Here is a 14713-nt window from a genome sequence, read left to right on the forward strand (position 1 = left end):
CGGCGGCCGCGGCTCAGTCCGGCAGGCCCCACGGCTTGGCGTCGCCGACGGCGGGGACATCACGTGGGGCCGGGTCCGGGTGGTGGCCCCGGGGGGTGATGAGGGCCGTCTCGTCGCGGGCGAGGGGGATCTCGATACGGCCGGGGCCGGTGGTGCGGTAGTGGAGGGGGCGGCCCCGGTGGTCGCGGACGTCGATCGGGCCGGGGATGCCGTGGTGCAGGACGAGAGGGGCACCGGCCTCGCTGTGGACGCGGACCCAGCGGGTGCGCCCGGCCGAGCGGTCGGCGTCCACCAGGAAGGCGCCCTGGGTGCGCAGGGACTGGACCGAGAGGTCGGGCCAGCGGCGGGAGACGGACGGGAAGACCCGCACCACGCCGTTGTGGCTCTGGACGGCCATCTCCAGCACCGACTGGGCCGCCGTCAGGGGGCTCTCGGTGGCGAGGTTGCCGCCCTCGACGTACATGGTGTTCGGGGTGATCCAGGCGTTGTTCACCTTGTTGCCGCCGATGAGGAAGGTGAGGTGGTCCAGCGCCTCCTCGGGCCGTTCCATGCGCGAGGCCATGGAGGAGGCCACCGCGTAGCTGTAACCGGCCCACAGGCCGCGGTCCTTGACCCAGTGGTCGAAGGTGGTGCGCATGATGTCCCGGTCGGCCGGGCGGTCCCAGTCCAGCTCGTGCAGCGGGTAGAGCCAGAGCATATGGGAGAAGTGGCGGTGGGACTCGGTGAGCGGCTTGCCCGCGCCGATCATGATGCCGGTGGCATCGCGGGGGTAGGCCACCAGGCGGTCCAGGATCTCGCGCCAGCGCCGGGCCCGGGGGTGGTCGGTGCGCAGGATGCGCAGACACTCCAGGAGGGTGGCGCATCCCCAGCGGAGCAGGGAGAGGTCGTAGGTGCAGTCCTCGGCGTCCGCCCACTCCGGTGAGCGGGTCAGCGGCAGATGCAGCTTCCCGTCGCCGCCCTCGTAGAGGAAGTGATCGTAGAAGTTCACCGCCTTGGCGAGGATCGGGTAGAGGACGTCGCGCACGATGCGGATGTCCATGGTGTGGCGGTAGCTGAGCCAGATGTTGTGCATGGCCCAGATGAGGTTGCCGTTGTTGTCGGTCTTGGTGGAGGTGCCGGGAATGCCGACGGTCTTGGCGCCGGGGCGCAGCAGCCAGTCGGAGGGGTGGGCGAGGGCGTAGGTGTCCCCGTCCTGGTACTCCGGGGGGACGGACAGCGGCAGGTTCTTCTCGAAGTCCCGGAAGGTGGAGGTGACGGAGTCGAGTTCGAGGTGGTTGGAGCCCTGGATCAGCCAGGTGGCGATCTGCACGTTGAGGTTCCACCACACCGCGGTCCAGCTGCCGCCGGTCTCCGGGTACCACGGCCCCCATTCGGACATCGAGGGCCCGTTGGCGCGGGTGGCGCAGGCGGCCTTGTAGAGCTGGATCCAGTAGAAGTGCTGAAGGCGCTTGTCGGGTACGGAGAGCAGGCTGCGCTGGTAGTAGCGGTGCCACCAGGCGCGGTGCTCGCGCACCAGGTCGTCCGGGTCCTCGGCCAGGGTGCGCGCCACCTCGGAGACGGCCAGTTCGGTGGTGCGCGAGAGGTCGTCGGGGTGGCGGTAGACGATATGGGCGGCCAGCAGTCTGCCGGTGCCCACCCGCCGTTCCCGCCAAGCGGTGGTCCAGCCGCCGCCCGCGATCAGCGGCTGCTCCACATAGTGGGTGTCGCCCGCGGAGCCGGTGCGGGGGTCGGGGTTGCCGGTGTAGTCGGCGGGCTTGTCCTTGGTCCGGGGGGAGACCGCGGGCATCCATGTGAACGACCAGGCCGCGCTCTCCTCGCCCGCGCTGGGCCGGGTGGAGATCAGCAGCGCGGTACGGGCGTTGTGCACCAGCATGGTGAAGCGGACGCTGCCCCGGGTGGTGGTGACCGTGCCGCGCAGCTCGGCGTCCCACAGGTCGAGGGTCCAGTCGACCCCGGTCACCTCTCCGGCGAGGGTGAGGTCGAAGTGGCCGATGGGCAGCCGTGAGTAGCCGTACGGGGCGCGCCACTGGGGCCGCTGGTCCTGCACCTGGCTGTGGCTGAGCATGACCTTGACGGAGTTGGGCGTGGCGCCCTGGTACACCACCGCGCCGAGCAGGCCGTTGGCCAGGAAGGGGCCGTCCTTCCAGTCGCCGGGCAGCCGCCGCCAGCGCGGGGCGGCGGCCCTGGCCATCCGCTCGGGCAGGGCCGCCGCTCCGCCGGACGTCTGGGGCGCGGCCCAGGCGGTGCCGGATCCGGCCAGCCAGCCCCCGGCGCCGACCGCGGCCGCGGTGCCGATCACACCTCTTCGAGAGATCCCGTTCCCTGTTGGCGCGGTCACGTATGTGCCTCCCATATCCGGTGGTGAACTACCGGCATGGTGCAGGGCACGTGAGCGCCTGGGAATACCTCCGACGTATGGAAATTCATACCGTCACGTATTCGCAGATGAGGTGGGCTCAGCTCCTCACATTGAGCCGCCGAGGGTCAGAGTGAGCCGATGTCTCGCCTTCGACGGCCGCAGGCACAGGCACGGCCACGGTCATAGCTCGGCGAGTTCCGCGCGCAGCCGTACCGTCTCCGCCGGGTCCCAGCCGTCGTGCGGCACCGACGACAGCAGCAGCCGGGTGTACGGGTCCTCCGGGGTGTCCAGCACCCGGGCCGTCGGGCCCGTCTCGACCGCCCGGCCGCGCCGCATCACCAGCGTGTCGTCCGTGATGTGGCGTACGACGGCCAGGTCATGGCTGACGAAGACCAGGGCCACCCCGGTCTCCCGGCGGATGTCGGCGAGCAGCCGGAGGATCTGCGCCTGGATGGACACGTCCAGCGCCGCCACCGCCTCGTCCAGCACCAGCACCTCGGGTTCCACGGCGAGCGCACGGGCGATGGCCAGCCGCTGGCGCTGCCCGCCCGACAGACCGCGCGGGCGGGCGTCGCCCTCCCGCTTGCCGAGGCCCACCTGGTCCAGCAGCTCCTCGATCCGGGCGGCGGCGGCCCGCCCCTCGTGCCGGCCGTGCAGCCGCAGGGCGGTGTGCAGGCACTGACGCGCGGTCAGCCGCGGGTCGAGCGACACGTACGGGTCCTGGAAGACGATCTGGATCTCGCGGGCGCGGCCCAGCCGTGCGGCCTTTCGCGCGCCAGGGCCGAGCAGCCGTCCGCCGCCCCGCCGCCCCGGGGTGCGCTCCCGCCCGTTGACCGCGATGGTCCCCGCGTCCGGGCGTACGAGGTCGACCAGGATCCGGGCCACCGTGGTCTTGCCGGAGCCGGACTCCCCGACGATGCCCAGCGAGCCGCCCGCCGGGACGGAGAACGAGACGTCGTCCACGGCCGTGGTCCGGCCACCGCCCGGGAGCGCGTAGGTCTTGCGCAGCCCCTGTACGACGAGTGCGGGCTCGGTCATGCGCTGCTCCTCGATACGAGTTCCAGTCGGCGGCAGGCCGCGGAGCCGTCCGCATCCGATCCGTCGCCGCCGTCGCCGTCGCCGTCGCCGAACGGGACGGCCACCGGCGCCCAGGTCTCGCACTCCGCCTCGGCCCGTGCGCAGCGCGGGAGGAAGGGGCAGCCGGTGAGGGCGTCGGACAGGGAGGGCGGGCGGCCGGGGATGGGCCGCGGTTCGCGGTCGTCCTCCAGGCTGGGCGAGCACTCCAGCAGACCGCGGGTGTAGGGGTGTTGGGGGGCGGCGAACAGCCCGCGGGCGGGCTGCTGCTCCACCACACGGCCCGCGTACATCACATACACGCGGTCGCAGTAGGCGGCCGCGAGCGGCAGATCGTGGGTGATGAAGAGCGTCCCGAGGCCGCTTCCGGCCCGCCGCCGCTCCTCCTGGATGGACCGCAGCAGGGCCAGGACCTCCGCCTGGGTGGTGGCGTCCAGCGCGCTCGTCGCCTCGTCGGCGAGGAGCAGGTCGGGGTCGGTGGACAGGGCGGCGGCGATCACGACCCGTTGCAGCATGCCGCCGGACAGCTCGTGCGGGCGCTGCCGCATCCGGCGCTCGGGCTCGGAAAGCCCCACCGAGGCCAGCAGCTCGGTCGCCTTCACCACCGCGTCGCGCCGGGACAGGCCCAGCACCCGGGTGAGCGGATCGGTGAGGAAGTCGCCGATCCGGCGGACCGGGTTCATCGCGGAGCGCGGATCCTGGAAGATCATGGAGACGGTGCGGGACCGGTGCCTGCGCAGCCGGGCCGGGTCCATGGCGAGCACGTCCTCGCCGTCCACCCGTACCGAGCCGGAGGCCCGCGCCCCCTCGGGGAGCATCCGCAGCACCGCACGCGCCGTCGTGGACTTGCCCGAGCCGGACTCGCCCACCAGGCCGACCACTTCGCCCCGGCCGACCCTCAGCGACACCTCGGCGAGCACCGGCCGGGCGGCGGCACCGGCCGGCAGCTCGATGGTGAGATCCTCGATGTCCAGCAGCATCGCCGCCTACCTCCCCTTGCCCAGCCGGTCCGAGACCCAGACCCCGACGATGTTGAAGGCCACCACGACGGCGGCGATGGCCGTGCCCGGTACGAGGGAGGGCAGCAGCGCCCCCTGCACCACGGCGTCCTGCCCCTCCTGCACCATCAGCCCCCAGTCGATCGAGGGCGATCCGGCGCCGAAGCCCAGATAGCTGAGGGTGGCCAGGCTCATCAGCCCCTCGCCGAAGAGCACCACGAGATAGCCGACGATCGCCCCGGCCAGATTGGGCACCAGATGGCGTACGCAGATCCGGGTCCCGCTCATGCCCTGCACCCGGTAGGCGTCGATATACGGCTTGGAGCGCTCGGCGAGGGCAAGGCTGCGGGTGTACCGCGCGATGGTGGGCGCGTACGCGAGCCCCAGCGCGATGATCGACGTGGTGAGGCCGTCGCCGAAGACCGCGATCACCAGGACCACGAACAGCAGGCCGGGGAAGGCGTACATCACATCGGTCACCCGCGAGAGCAGGGTGTCCACCCAGCCGCCGCGCCACGCCGCGACCGTGCCGATCGTGACGCCGAGCAGCGCGGCCAGCGCGAGCAGCGCCAGGGGCGCCAGCAGGCTCGACCGGGCGCCGTACAGCACCCGGGAGAGCAGGTCCTGCCCCGAGGCGTCGGTGCCCAGCGGATGCTGGGAGGTGGTCCCCGCGAGCGAGGCGGACAGGTCGACCGCGTCGGGCGCGTGCGGGGCGATCAGGGGTGCGCACACCGCCGCCACCACGACCAGGACGAGGAAACCGCCCGCGATCATCACCGGTACCGGGCGCCGGGCCCGTACCCGCACCGGGATCAGCGCCCCGGCCGTCACCGTCGTCATGCGGTCTTTCCTTCCGGCTTGCTTCCCCTCGGCTGCCCGCCGGGCGAGACCCGGGGGTCGATCAGGGGGTGGACCAGGTCGACCAGCGTCGTCACCACGACATAGCCGATGACCATCAGCAGCAGCACCGCCTGGGTGACCGGGAAGTCATGCGTGGTGATCGCGCTCACCAGCAGTGAGCCGATCCCGCTGAGCCCGAAGGCGGTCTCGACCACCACCGTTCCGGCGAGCATGCCCGCCATGACGAGCCCGCACATGGTGACGATCGGGCCGAGCGCGTTGCGCAGCACATGCTGGACGACGATCTGGCGCTCCGACTGCCCGGAGGCGCGGGCCGCCTCCACATGGTCGGAGGCGTACGCCTCGGCCATGGCCTGCCGGGTGACCCGGCTGATCACGGCGAGGGCGCTGAGGGCGAGGGCGAACGCGGGGAGCGTGAGGTGGTGCAGCCGCCCGGTGAGCCCCTCGCCCTGGCCCGTCACCGGGAACCAGCCAAGGCGCACCCCGAACAGGGAGACCAGCGCGATGGCCGCCACGAAGGCGGGCACCGAGGCGGCCAGCGTGGTGCCGCCGACCACCGCCGAGTCCACCCAGCCGCGGCGCAGCGCCGCCAGCACTCCGGAGCCGACGCCCAGCACCACGAAGAACACCGTGGCGTAGGCGACGAGTTCCAGGGTGGTCGGCAGCCGCGCCCCGATCAGGTCGGCCACATGGTCGCGGTACTGGAACGACCGGCCCAGGTCGCCCTGGAGCCCGTCCCACAGCCACCGGCCGTATTGGACGACGAGCGGCTCGTCCAGGTGGTGCTCCGCGCGGACCGCCGCGAGCTTCTCCGGGGTGAGCTCCTGTCGGCTGCCGGAGAGGAGGACGGCGGGGTCCCCGGGGGCCGCGTAGACGGCCGCGAAGATGATGAACGAGGCGGCGAGCAGCGTGGCGAACAGGCCGGCGATCCGCCGCGGCAGTGCGCGGATCATGGTGTCAGCCCTTCTTCGTGCCGAGGTCGGCGGCCCACGGGTAGTACATCGACACCATGGACGCCGGCGCGCCGGTGTACTTGTCGCCGAGCACCATCACCGACGGCACCTGCACCAGCGGGATCCACACCGCGTCGTCGGCGAACTTGGTCTGCGCGTCGATGACGAGCTTCGCGCGCTCGCGGTCGTCGATGGTCTGCTGGGCCTTGCCGACGAGGGCGTCATAGCCCTTGTCCGAGTAGCCGAGCCAGTTGTTGGCGTTGCCGGATATCCCGTTGTCGTAGAAGCCCGCCGGGTCGGCCTTGGAGATGTACCAGTCGACCGGGATCAGATCGAAGCCGTTCCGGGACTTGGGGTCGGAGAAGAACTCGTCGTAACGGCTCGACGCGATCGTCTTGACGGTGACCTTCAGCCCGATCTTCTGGGCCGCGCCGCGCACCGCGTTGGTGATGACCGTCTGGCTCTCGCTGCCGTCGCTGGAGACGACGATCGGCTCCGAGGGCGCCCCGGCCCGCTCGACCAGCTTCTTCGCCCGGTCGATGTCGTCCGCCGAGGGCGAGACGGTGTAGGCGGTGGAGCGCTCGAGCTCCTTCTGCGCCTTCTGGAACGCGGCCTTCTCATAGCCCCAGGCCCCGGGGCCCACCGGGGTCGCCCAGGGCTCGGCGAGACCGTTGAAGCCGGACTTGGCGATGCCCTTACGGTCCATGGCCAGCGACAGCGCCTTGCGCAGCCGGGCGTCCTTGAGGGCACCGCTGTTGGTGGGGCTGAGCGACCAGGCGGTGGTGGACTGCCCGTAGTAGGCGCGCACCCCCTTCTTCTTGGACAGCACGGCGGCGGGGCCGGTGGCGGTCAGATAGGCGCCGTCCGCGGCGCCCGTGGAGATGGAGTTGACCAGGGCGCTGCCGGAGGCCCAGCGGAAGACGACCTCCTTGGTCAGCGGGCGGACGCCCTTGTCCCAGTAGTCCGCTGAGCGCTCGATGGTGAGGGAGGAGCCGGAGTTCCAGCTCTTCAGCCGGTACGGGCCGGTGCAGGCGTCGGGGTGGCCGGGGGTGCCGAAGTCGTCGCCCTGCTTCTCCACCGCCTTGCGCTCCATGATGATCCCGGCGTCACCGGCGAGGGCCTTGGTGAACAGGGCGCTCGGCTTCTTGAAGGTGACGGTGACCTCGTTCGCGCCGGTCTTGGCGATCGTGTCGACGTCCTCGTACTCGTCCGACTCGTTCATCTCCGGCCGGGCGTGCCGCTTGAGGCTCCACACCACGTCGTCGGCGGTCATCCGGGCGCCGTCGTGGAAGGTGACGTCGTCGCGGAGGGTGAGGACGAGCTTCTTGTCGCCGGTGTACTCGGCCTTCTCGGCCAGCCGCGGCGCGGTGGTCATATCGGGCTTGAGCAGGAGCAGCCGCTCGCAGATGTTGGCCATCACGGTGCGGGTGCTGCTGCCGCCCTGGGCGTCCATGTCGAGGGTGGCGGGCTCCTGCTCCACGAGCCAGTTCACCGTGGTGGCCGCGCCGGATGCCTTGGGGGTGGTGTCGGTGAGCTTGAGCTTCGCGGGGTCGACGGACGCGCCGCCGGACCCGGAGGTCGCCCCGGAGCACCCTGCGGTGAACAGCAGGGCACTCGCGAGGCCGACTGCGGTGGTACAGAGCTTGGTTCTCATGGCAGGCTCTCTGGTCGTTCGTGCGGACGTGAGCGTCAGGCGGAGGTGAGCGTCAGTTGGGGGCGTGAGCGTCAGCTGGGGCGTGAGCGTCAGTTGGGGGCGTGCGGACCGTCGTAGAGGTTCCAGGGCAGGTGCTGGTACTCGTGGTCGCAGGGGGTTCCGGGGGTCACGTGGTAGTCACCGGTGGTCAGGTCCACGCAGGAGGACAGCAGCGTCGTCCACCACTTGACCTCGGGCTGCCGGGGGTCGGGGTGGGTGCACAGGCCCTCGGGGTGGCCGAGGTGGTCGGACATGGCCTGGCGGATCAGCTTGCGGGACTCGTCCGGCGCGCCGGCCTCGCGCACCAGGCTCAGCCCGGCCTCGGCCCGGGGCACCCGGATCAGGGAGTCGGAGGACTCGGGGCGGTAGCGGGCGGCGAGCTGGACGGGGACGGTGGTCTGGTAGTGGTTGCCGTGGACGAGCAGCCCCTTCGTCGGATACATCCAGCCGTGTGCGCCCGGAGTGGTCTCCAGGTCGAGGGCGAAGCCCTCGCGGCAGGTCAGCAGGGCGTTGCTGGCGATGTGGCCGCGGGTGCGGCACAGTACGTCGACCGCGTCGCTGATCGACCGGCTGTCCAGGACCCGGCGGCGGATCACGGTCTGGGGCAGCCCCACGGCGTCGTCGAACCGGCCGCCGAGGCCGTTGGCGTTGAGGGCGATGCCCGCGGAGTTGGCGCCCTGGCGGCCGATCTGCCCGGCCTCCACCTGCATGATCACGGTGGGGTGCGGGGGCTGGACGATCCGGAGCATCAGGACGGTGTCCGCGACGCCCGCCCGCCAGTCCCAGTTCTGGCCGCAGTAGACGTGGCCGTCGCCGCTCGCCTCGCCGAGCACGGCGAAGGACGTGCAGCCGTCGGTCACCTCCCGGTCGTCCGTGACATCCGCGGCGGCGTCCGCCCGGGCCCGCATCCGGGCGAAGGTCTGGTCGTAGATGATCTCGCCGCGGGCGTTGAGCGCGAGCACGTCCAGGAGCCCGACGCCCGCCCCGTCGGCGATCCCGCCCATCTCCTCGACGAGTTCGGGGGCGTAGGCGCGGACCGGCTCCAGCCAGCGCTCGGCGCGCGCGGTGACCTGGTCCCAGGTGAGCCCCGAGGATTCGCCGAACGCCTGCTCGTAGTAGGCGAGCGCCCTGCCGATGCTGTCGCGCGCCGCCTCGCCGTACTGGCGGCCGCGCTCGGCCGGCGGGCCGGAGATCTCGACGGTGGGGATGGTGGCGGCTGTCATGGCACTCCTGTGTTCCGAGGCCCGGGCCCACGAGGGGCTGTAATGTTTGTTTCGGAAATCAGCGTTCTTGGAACGATGAGCCCAGATCGTAATGTCCACCACAGGGAAGTCAATAGCTGTAATGAGCGAACCGAAAAGCGTTACCGGGACGACACGGCTGGCCGCCGCGGTCCGGGACATGTGGGGTGAGCTGTCCGCTTCCGAGCGAGTGGTGGCCCAGTATCTGGTGAGCGCCCCGCCGGAGAATCTGCTCTTCGCGAGCGCACAGGAGCTGGGCGCGGCCAGTGGCACGAGCAACGCCACCGTGGTCCGCGCCCTCCAGCGCCTCGGCTACGCCGGGCTGCCCGCGCTCAAGCGGGAGCTGGCCGCGGGCTTCACCTCCGAAACCGCCCCCGAGGAGCGGCTCAAGCAGCGCATCGCCCGCGTCGGGCACGACCTGGACGAGATCAAGGGCCGGGTCTTCGACGAGGCCGCCGAGCGTCTCGACCAGTGCCGCCGACTACTGGAGACGGATGTGCTGAAGCAAGCGGTGCAAACGCTGGCGGACGCGCGTGAGGTGGTCGCCTACGGCGTCGGCGCCTCGGAGCTCGCCGCCCGGCATCTGGTGCTGAAGCTGCGCCGGGCCGGCCGCCGGGCGCGCTTCGTCGGCGCCACGGGCTTCACCATGGCCGACGAACTGCTGAGCCTCGGCCGCGGGGACGCGGTGGTGATCCTCCATCCCGGCCGCCGACTGCGGGAGTTCACCGTGCTCACGGATCGGGCGCGGGCGGTCGGCGCGGGCGTGGTGCTGGTCACCGACGTTCCCACGGGGCCGCTGGCCACCCACGCCGATGTGGTGATCAGCGCCCCGCACACGCCCACCGGCATCACCGCGGAATCCCTGGCCGGGATCGTCGTCATGGACACCCTCGTGCTGGCGCTCGCCTCACTGGACGAGGCACGGGCGGTCGAGGCGTCCCACCAACTCACCGTGCTGAGGGGGCAGTTGATCGATCGGCCGGAGCCGCGGCCACGCAAGGGCTGAGTGGGGGGATGCGACGGCGCGCGGGGTGTCTCAAGGGGAGGGCGTGCCCGCCGGGGAGCCGGCCGGGGAGCCCGCCGGGGAGAGCAGGGTGCCGAGCGGGCCGAGGTCGAGGTTGAGGTCCGCCATCCGCAGGCCGTGCCGGTCGCACATCTCCTCCATGCGCTGCTGGAGGATCATCAGCGTCATGCCGACGCGCTCCTCCTGCTCCTCCGTCAGATCGCCCTTGTCGACGCGGTGGAGCGCCTGGCGCTCCATCAGCTGACGCAGCAGCTCGACCACGGTCAGCACCAGCCTGGCCAGATCGCGTTCGACCGTGTCCGCGTCGGTGCGCAGCCGCTGGGCGGCGGCGCCGGAGGGGGCTGACATGCGCGGGTTTCCTTTCGTCGGGGCGTTCGCAGGGCACTCGTCAGGGCAGCAGCGGGGCCGGGTGTTCGGCGTCGACCGGAGCGATGACCGCGCGCAGATCGATCCGTACGAGATCGACGTCCGCGATGGACAGGACGAGGTCCCCGGCCAGCACGACCCCGCCCTGGAGCAGCCGGTCCAGCAGGTCGATCAGGGCGACCTCGCGGCCCGCGAGCGCCCGTGCGTCCTCCTCGTCCAGCGCGCCGCTCATACGGCCTCGTCCAGCGCGCCGCTCATACCGGCTCCGGCCGGGCCGCCGGTTCGGGCTCGGGCTCGGGCGGAAGGGCGAAGGAGTACGGCGCCCAGGGGCCGGTCACCTCGACGCGTACCCCGGGCTGCCCCTCGGCGGCGGCCAGGACGCGGGCGCGGAACTCCTCGGCGCGGTCGGCGGGCACCAGATACGCGTCGTTGGCGATGTTCTCGCCACCGGGCTTTCCGCCACCGGCCGTCCCGCCACCGGCCACCTGGGCGAGTTCGCCGCGCTGCGGCCGGTGGGCGACCCTGCCCACCGCCAGGCCCCCGGCCTCCTCGGCGATGTGCGCGGCCGTCCGCGCCGCCGTCTGCCAGGCTTCCTCGGCGCCGCGGCGGCGCCTGCGGCGGGCGGCGAGATAGGCCCGACCGGGGCTGAGGGACTCATCGCCGCCCCCGGCCTCGGCGGCTACGGCCGCGTCCCCCGCCCCCGCCAGGGAGTCCGTGGGATCGGTGTAGACCTTGACGCCCCATTCGACATGCCCGGCGAGCCGTTCCAGCAGCGGCAGGAACTGGTCGCGCCGCTCCTGGAGGACCCGCCGCACCCGGTCCTCGTCCCGGTAGACGGTGGCCAGCCGCAGCGGCAGTACGGCGCCCAGCGGGGCCAGCCCCGCCACCACCCCGTGGTGGCCGCGGGCCAGCGCCTCCAGCCGGGGCAGCTCCTCCAGGCCCGCCCGCAGCGCGCCCTCCTCGAACTCCTCGGCCGGGACCGGGCCCACGGCCGCGGCCAGGTCCCCCGTCTCCACGAGTCCCACCTGCTCGTCCGCCACCCCGCGCAGCGTGGCCACGGCCCGCGCGGCCTCCGGGGTGGGGCGCAGCACCGCGTAGGCGTACACCATGTGCTGTCGCCGTGCGCTCTCGGTCAACCGTCCACGCTCCTGTCCTCGGCCCGTGTCCGCAGCGCCGCGATCTCGGCGCGCAGCCGGGCGTTCTCCTCGGTGAGGGACCGCTCCGCGTCGTCGTCCGGTACGGCCCGGGTGCGGGCGCGGGAGGACAGCGACGGATCGTGCTCCCACCAGTCGATGCCCATCTCCTTCGCCTTGTCGACGGAGGCGACGAGCAGCCGGAGCTTGATGGTGAGCAGCTCGATGTCCAGCAGGTTGATGCGGATGTCGCCCGCGATCACCACGCCCTTGTCCAGCACCCGCTCCAGGATGTCGGCGAGCGACGGGGCGGGCTCGGCGCCCTGGCCGTACGGGGTGGCGGGCAGGCGTGGCGGGCCCAGCCTGCCCGCCACCGGTTCTGTCGAGGTCACGGGGCTCGCCTCCACTCGTCCGGCCGTTCCCGGTGCTCCCGGTGTTCCCGGCGTTCCAGCTGTGCCAGCCGGTCGAGCAGCTCGTCCTCGCGGCGGTCGTAGGCGTCCTCGTCGATCCGCCCGGCCAGCAGGTCCTGTTCCAGTTCGGCGAGGGCGCGGCGGACCGGCGCCGGGTCGTAGTACTCGCGCTCGGCCGCCGCGGCCATCTGCTCGGCGGCCCAGAGGGTGACGCGCACCGGCGCCAGCGGAAAGGTGAGCAGCCCGGTCAGCAGTCCCATGGCGCCCCCGTCCTCAGGCCACGAAGCTGTACGGCGGCAAGGGGCCGCGCAGCCGGAAGTCGTAGCCCTCTCCGTAGCCCTGCGCGAGCTGCCGCGCGGCCCGGGAGAACTCCTCGGCGCGCCCCCGCTCCACCAGGAACGAGGCGTTGAGGAAGTCCTCCCCGGCCGGGGAGGCCACCACGTTGCCGCGGGCCATCTCGGAGAGCCGCCCGACGACCTGCTCGGCCAGCAGCCGCTGCCGCGCGTCCAGTTGATGGGCCACCAGCTCGCCGAGGGCTACTCGGTCCGCGTAGGTGCCGCCGCCGTCGCGGGTGCGTTCGTTGAGGCGCCGGGCGTCGTCGGACTCGGTGAGCACCTCCCGCAGCAGGTCCTCCTGCGAGCGGGCCGCCTTCAGGTTGAACTCGGCGGTGGCGTGCAGCTCCTCGAGTCTGCGGAGGTATTCGGCGCGCTTGCCGTCCAGCGCCGCCGTCACCGCGGCGTCGTCGGGCGCCAGCATGCCGAACCGCATCGGCAGCACCGCGCCGTCCGCCATCAGCCGCTCCTGGACCTCCTGGTGGGCGGCGAGGTCACGGCGCTTGGGCCGGAGGTCCGGCGGCGCCGGGCTCACCACGCAGGCCAACGGCCCGCCGGTGACGGCGCGCAGTGCGTCGCCGGACCCGCCGCCCACGGTGCGCAGTCCCGCGAGCCGCAGGGGATGGTCGGACCCGGTGATGGCGTAGATGTAGAGGGAGCCGGACGGGGTCGAAGACGGGGGCTGGGACGAGGACTGGGACGGGGACTGGGACGGGGTCGACATGGTCACCTGTCCTCGTCGTCGCGGTCGCGGTCACGGTCGAAGACATCGCCGATGGCCCCGAGGGCACCGCTGATCGCCCCCTCGGTCTTGCCCCTGGCGCCGCCCTCGACGATGTTGCCGACGATGTCGCTGAGCTTGTCCGGGGCCTTGCGGCCCGATTCCAGGTCGAGGCGGTTGCACGCCTCGGCGAAGCGGAGATATGTGTCCACGCTGGCGATCACGATCCGGATGTCGATCTTCAAGATCTCGATGCCGACGAGGGAGACCCGGATGAACACGTCGATGACGAGGCCACGGTCCAGGATGAGTTCGAGGATGTCGAAGAGGCTTCCGGTCCCTGAACCGGTCGCTGCGGTGGCAGGCAGCCCGCCGGTCTGCGTCATCACGGTCACGTGTGCTTCCTCTCGGTCGCGCTCGGTCGCTCGCCTGTCCGCGTCTGATACGGGCGCGGTGGCGGTGGCGTTCACCGATGTGGGCGCGGGTGACAGATGGCGCGCGCACATGGGACGGCCCCGCGCCGGTGACGTCCATGGCGCGGGGCCGTGGGAGGAAACCCGGCAAAAGAACGGCCGTGCCTGGTCCGGCTCCGGTGTCTAACGTCCGCGGTCGAGCTGACCGCGGGCGTAGCGGTGCTGCCGCTCGTAGCCGAGGAGCTGCCCTTGTGAGTCGAGGGTCACACGGTAGGTGGCCATGATGGTCATGGTCTCGGGCACCCGCTCCAGCTCCACGACCTCCACGTCGGCCACCCAGCCGTCCGGCGTCGGCTGCATCGCGGAAACCGCCTCCGGCGCGGTGCCCAACAACTCCCCCAACTGCCGGGCGGCGCCGCGCATAGCCTGCGCCACGGGGACGCGGGGCGGGCGCTCGGTGTTCTCGGGGGTGCGTGTGGGCGGTGTGTCCGGCTCAGTGCTCGTCATGGTCCTACGGTGCCAAGTCCTGGGGGTGCGTGGTGTGCGGATCCCCAAAGCGGCACCTGGCAGGCAGGGAGTTTTCCCCTACCCGCCCCTCCCCGAACCAGGGGACTCCGCCCCCTGCCCCCCGAACGCCCTCCGGGCGTGTCCTCAATCGCCGGACAGGCTGAAACCGCCCCCGCCCACCACTCCCGCCCCGAAACCCGGAGCCGATCCCGGCTCACGGCTGTCCCCCGGCCCGGCGAGAGAGGACCCGAGCCCGGAATGGAGACCCGAGCTGCGGCCAACCAGCCCGTCCGGCGATTGAGGACCCGGGCCCGGGACGGAGACCCGAGTTGCGGCTATCCAGCCCGTCCGGCGATTGAGGACCGGGGGCCGGGGCGGGGCTCCGGTTGTGGGGAGGGGCGGGTAGGGGAAAGGCCAAGGGCAGTGGGGTGCCAGTGGCGCGTCAAGACTCGGCCCTCTCGCGTCAGTGTCCCGTCAGGGACAGGCGCCCACCCCAGGGCGCGGGGATTAGCGTCCTGTCCCGGCCCCGGCGCCCCTGCCCGGCCCGGGGCACCCCCTCGCCCCTGGAGGCACGTCATGAACGACCGTCTGTACGGAGACGACGCCGAGCCCGACGAACCCGTCCCGG

At 72.3% G+C, this 14713-nt stretch carries 16 protein-coding genes; 1 reads left to right on the top strand and 15 read right to left on the bottom strand.

The features are described 5' to 3' along the window. Positions 1-13 precede the first annotated feature (13 nt). The 7 genes from ACT2CW_RS47030 to ACT2CW_RS47060 all read right to left on the bottom strand — a co-directional run bounded on the left by ACT2CW_RS47030 (position 14) and on the right by ACT2CW_RS47060 (position 9161). Positions 14-2299 carry a glycosyl hydrolase family 95 catalytic domain-containing protein gene (locus tag ACT2CW_RS47030; RefSeq protein ID WP_445521035.1) on the bottom strand — a complete coding sequence of 762 codons (2286 nt, stop codon included), beginning with the start codon at positions 2297-2299 and terminating at the stop codon, positions 14-16. A 240-nt stretch (positions 2300-2539) separates the two neighbouring features. Continuing rightward, positions 2540-3397, bottom strand: a complete 858-nt coding sequence (locus ACT2CW_RS47035; protein WP_445521036.1) for an ABC transporter ATP-binding protein — start codon at positions 3395-3397, stop codon at positions 2540-2542. Continuing rightward, entirely contained in the window at positions 3394-4413 is a 1020-nt protein-coding gene (locus ACT2CW_RS47040; protein ID WP_445521037.1) for an ABC transporter ATP-binding protein, read from the bottom strand. Before ACT2CW_RS47040 ends, ACT2CW_RS47035 begins: the two co-directional genes overlap by 4 nt. A gap of 6 nt (positions 4414-4419) precedes the next feature. Continuing rightward, complete coding sequence (locus tag ACT2CW_RS47045) at positions 4420-5271, bottom strand: ABC transporter permease (protein WP_164432792.1); 852 nt, start codon at positions 5269-5271, stop codon at positions 4420-4422. Continuing rightward, positions 5268-6245, bottom strand: coding sequence for an ABC transporter permease (locus tag ACT2CW_RS47050; RefSeq protein WP_360073710.1), 978 nt, complete (start codon positions 6243-6245; stop codon positions 5268-5270). Before ACT2CW_RS47050 ends, ACT2CW_RS47045 begins: the two co-directional genes overlap by 4 nt. A 4-nt stretch (positions 6246-6249) precedes the next feature. Beyond that, a complete protein-coding gene (locus ACT2CW_RS47055; RefSeq protein WP_445521038.1) occupies positions 6250-7899 on the bottom strand; it encodes an ABC transporter substrate-binding protein in 1650 nt (549 codons plus the stop codon). 89 nt (positions 7900-7988) lie between these two features. Then, entirely contained in the window at positions 7989-9161 is a 1173-nt protein-coding gene (locus ACT2CW_RS47060; RefSeq protein WP_445521039.1) for a C45 family autoproteolytic acyltransferase/hydolase, read from the bottom strand. Between the two features lie 121 nt (positions 9162-9282). Here ACT2CW_RS47060 and ACT2CW_RS47065 point away from each other — a divergent pair, with 121 nt between their 5' ends. Next, positions 9283-10185, top strand: a complete 903-nt coding sequence (locus ACT2CW_RS47065; protein WP_164432798.1) for a MurR/RpiR family transcriptional regulator — start codon at positions 9283-9285, stop codon at positions 10183-10185. Between the two features lie 30 nt (positions 10186-10215). On the opposite strand, the gene ACT2CW_RS47070 is transcribed toward ACT2CW_RS47065, so the two are convergent. The 8 genes from ACT2CW_RS47070 to ACT2CW_RS47105 all read right to left on the bottom strand — a co-directional run bounded on the left by ACT2CW_RS47070 (position 10216) and on the right by ACT2CW_RS47105 (position 14085). Continuing rightward, positions 10216-10665, bottom strand: coding sequence for a gas vesicle protein K (locus ACT2CW_RS47070; RefSeq protein WP_445521044.1), 450 nt, complete (start codon positions 10663-10665; stop codon positions 10216-10218). Further along, entirely contained in the window at positions 10592-10801 is a 210-nt protein-coding gene (locus ACT2CW_RS47075; protein WP_037955600.1) for a gas vesicle protein, read from the bottom strand. Before ACT2CW_RS47075 ends, ACT2CW_RS47070 begins: the two co-directional genes overlap by 74 nt. 22 nt (positions 10802-10823) lie before the next feature. Then, positions 10824-11705, bottom strand: a complete 882-nt coding sequence (locus tag ACT2CW_RS47080) for a GvpL/GvpF family gas vesicle protein (RefSeq protein ID WP_445521040.1) — start codon at positions 11703-11705, stop codon at positions 10824-10826. Continuing rightward, complete coding sequence (locus ACT2CW_RS47085) at positions 11702-12094, bottom strand: gas vesicle protein (protein WP_445521041.1); 393 nt, start codon at positions 12092-12094, stop codon at positions 11702-11704. Before ACT2CW_RS47085 ends, ACT2CW_RS47080 begins: the two co-directional genes overlap by 4 nt. Then, positions 12091-12372, bottom strand: coding sequence for a gas vesicle protein GvpG (locus tag ACT2CW_RS47090; protein WP_182468769.1), 282 nt, complete (start codon positions 12370-12372; stop codon positions 12091-12093). The genes ACT2CW_RS47085 and ACT2CW_RS47090 overlap by 4 nt, the downstream gene beginning before the upstream one ends. A gap of 13 nt (positions 12373-12385) precedes the next feature. Next, positions 12386-13168: a GvpL/GvpF family gas vesicle protein gene (locus ACT2CW_RS47095; protein WP_445521042.1), complete on the bottom strand. Its 783-nt coding sequence runs from the start codon at positions 13166-13168 to the stop codon at positions 12386-12388. Between the two features lie 2 nt (positions 13169-13170). Then, positions 13171-13551, bottom strand: coding sequence for a gas vesicle protein GvpJ (gene gvpJ / locus ACT2CW_RS47100; protein WP_078559344.1), 381 nt, complete (start codon positions 13549-13551; stop codon positions 13171-13173). Between the two features lie 210 nt (positions 13552-13761). Next, positions 13762-14085, bottom strand: coding sequence for a gas vesicle protein GvpO (locus tag ACT2CW_RS47105; protein ID WP_164432803.1), 324 nt, complete (start codon positions 14083-14085; stop codon positions 13762-13764). Positions 14086-14713: the final 628 nt, after the last annotated feature.

The sequence above is a fragment of the Streptomyces sp. NEAU-174 genome (genome assembly GCF_052665095.1).

Bases quoted from the DNA above. Each gene is read 5' to 3' on its own strand.
- ACT2CW_RS47045 (WP_164432792.1), bottom strand. From the start codon at position 5,271: ATGACGACGGTGACGGCCGGGGCGCTGATCCCGGTGCGGGTACGGGCC.
- ACT2CW_RS47075 (WP_037955600.1), bottom strand. From the start codon at position 10,801: ATGAGCGGCGCGCTGGACGAGGAGGACGCACGGGCGCTCGCGGGCCGC.
- ACT2CW_RS47060 (WP_445521039.1), bottom strand. From the start codon at position 9,161: ATGACAGCCGCCACCATCCCCACCGTCGAGATCTCCGGCCCGCCGGCC.
- gvpJ (WP_078559344.1), bottom strand. From the start codon at position 13,551: ATGACGCAGACCGGCGGGCTGCCTGCCACCGCAGCGACCGGTTCAGGG.
- ACT2CW_RS47055 (WP_445521038.1), bottom strand. From the start codon at position 7,899: ATGAGAACCAAGCTCTGTACCACCGCAGTCGGCCTCGCGAGTGCCCTG.
- ACT2CW_RS47105 (WP_164432803.1), bottom strand. From the start codon at position 14,085: ATGACGAGCACTGAGCCGGACACACCGCCCACACGCACCCCCGAGAAC.
- ACT2CW_RS47040 (WP_445521037.1), bottom strand. From the start codon at position 4,413: ATGCTGCTGGACATCGAGGATCTCACCATCGAGCTGCCGGCCGGTGCC.
- ACT2CW_RS47095 (WP_445521042.1), bottom strand. From the start codon at position 13,168: ATGTCGACCCCGTCCCAGTCCCCGTCCCAGTCCTCGTCCCAGCCCCCG.
- ACT2CW_RS47035 (WP_445521036.1), bottom strand. From the start codon at position 3,397: ATGACCGAGCCCGCACTCGTCGTACAGGGGCTGCGCAAGACCTACGCG.
- ACT2CW_RS47065 (WP_164432798.1), top strand. From the start codon at position 9,283: ATGAGCGAACCGAAAAGCGTTACCGGGACGACACGGCTGGCCGCCGCG.
- ACT2CW_RS47090 (WP_182468769.1), bottom strand. From the start codon at position 12,372: ATGGGACTGCTGACCGGGCTGCTCACCTTTCCGCTGGCGCCGGTGCGC.
- ACT2CW_RS47050 (WP_360073710.1), bottom strand. From the start codon at position 6,245: ATGATCCGCGCACTGCCGCGGCGGATCGCCGGCCTGTTCGCCACGCTG.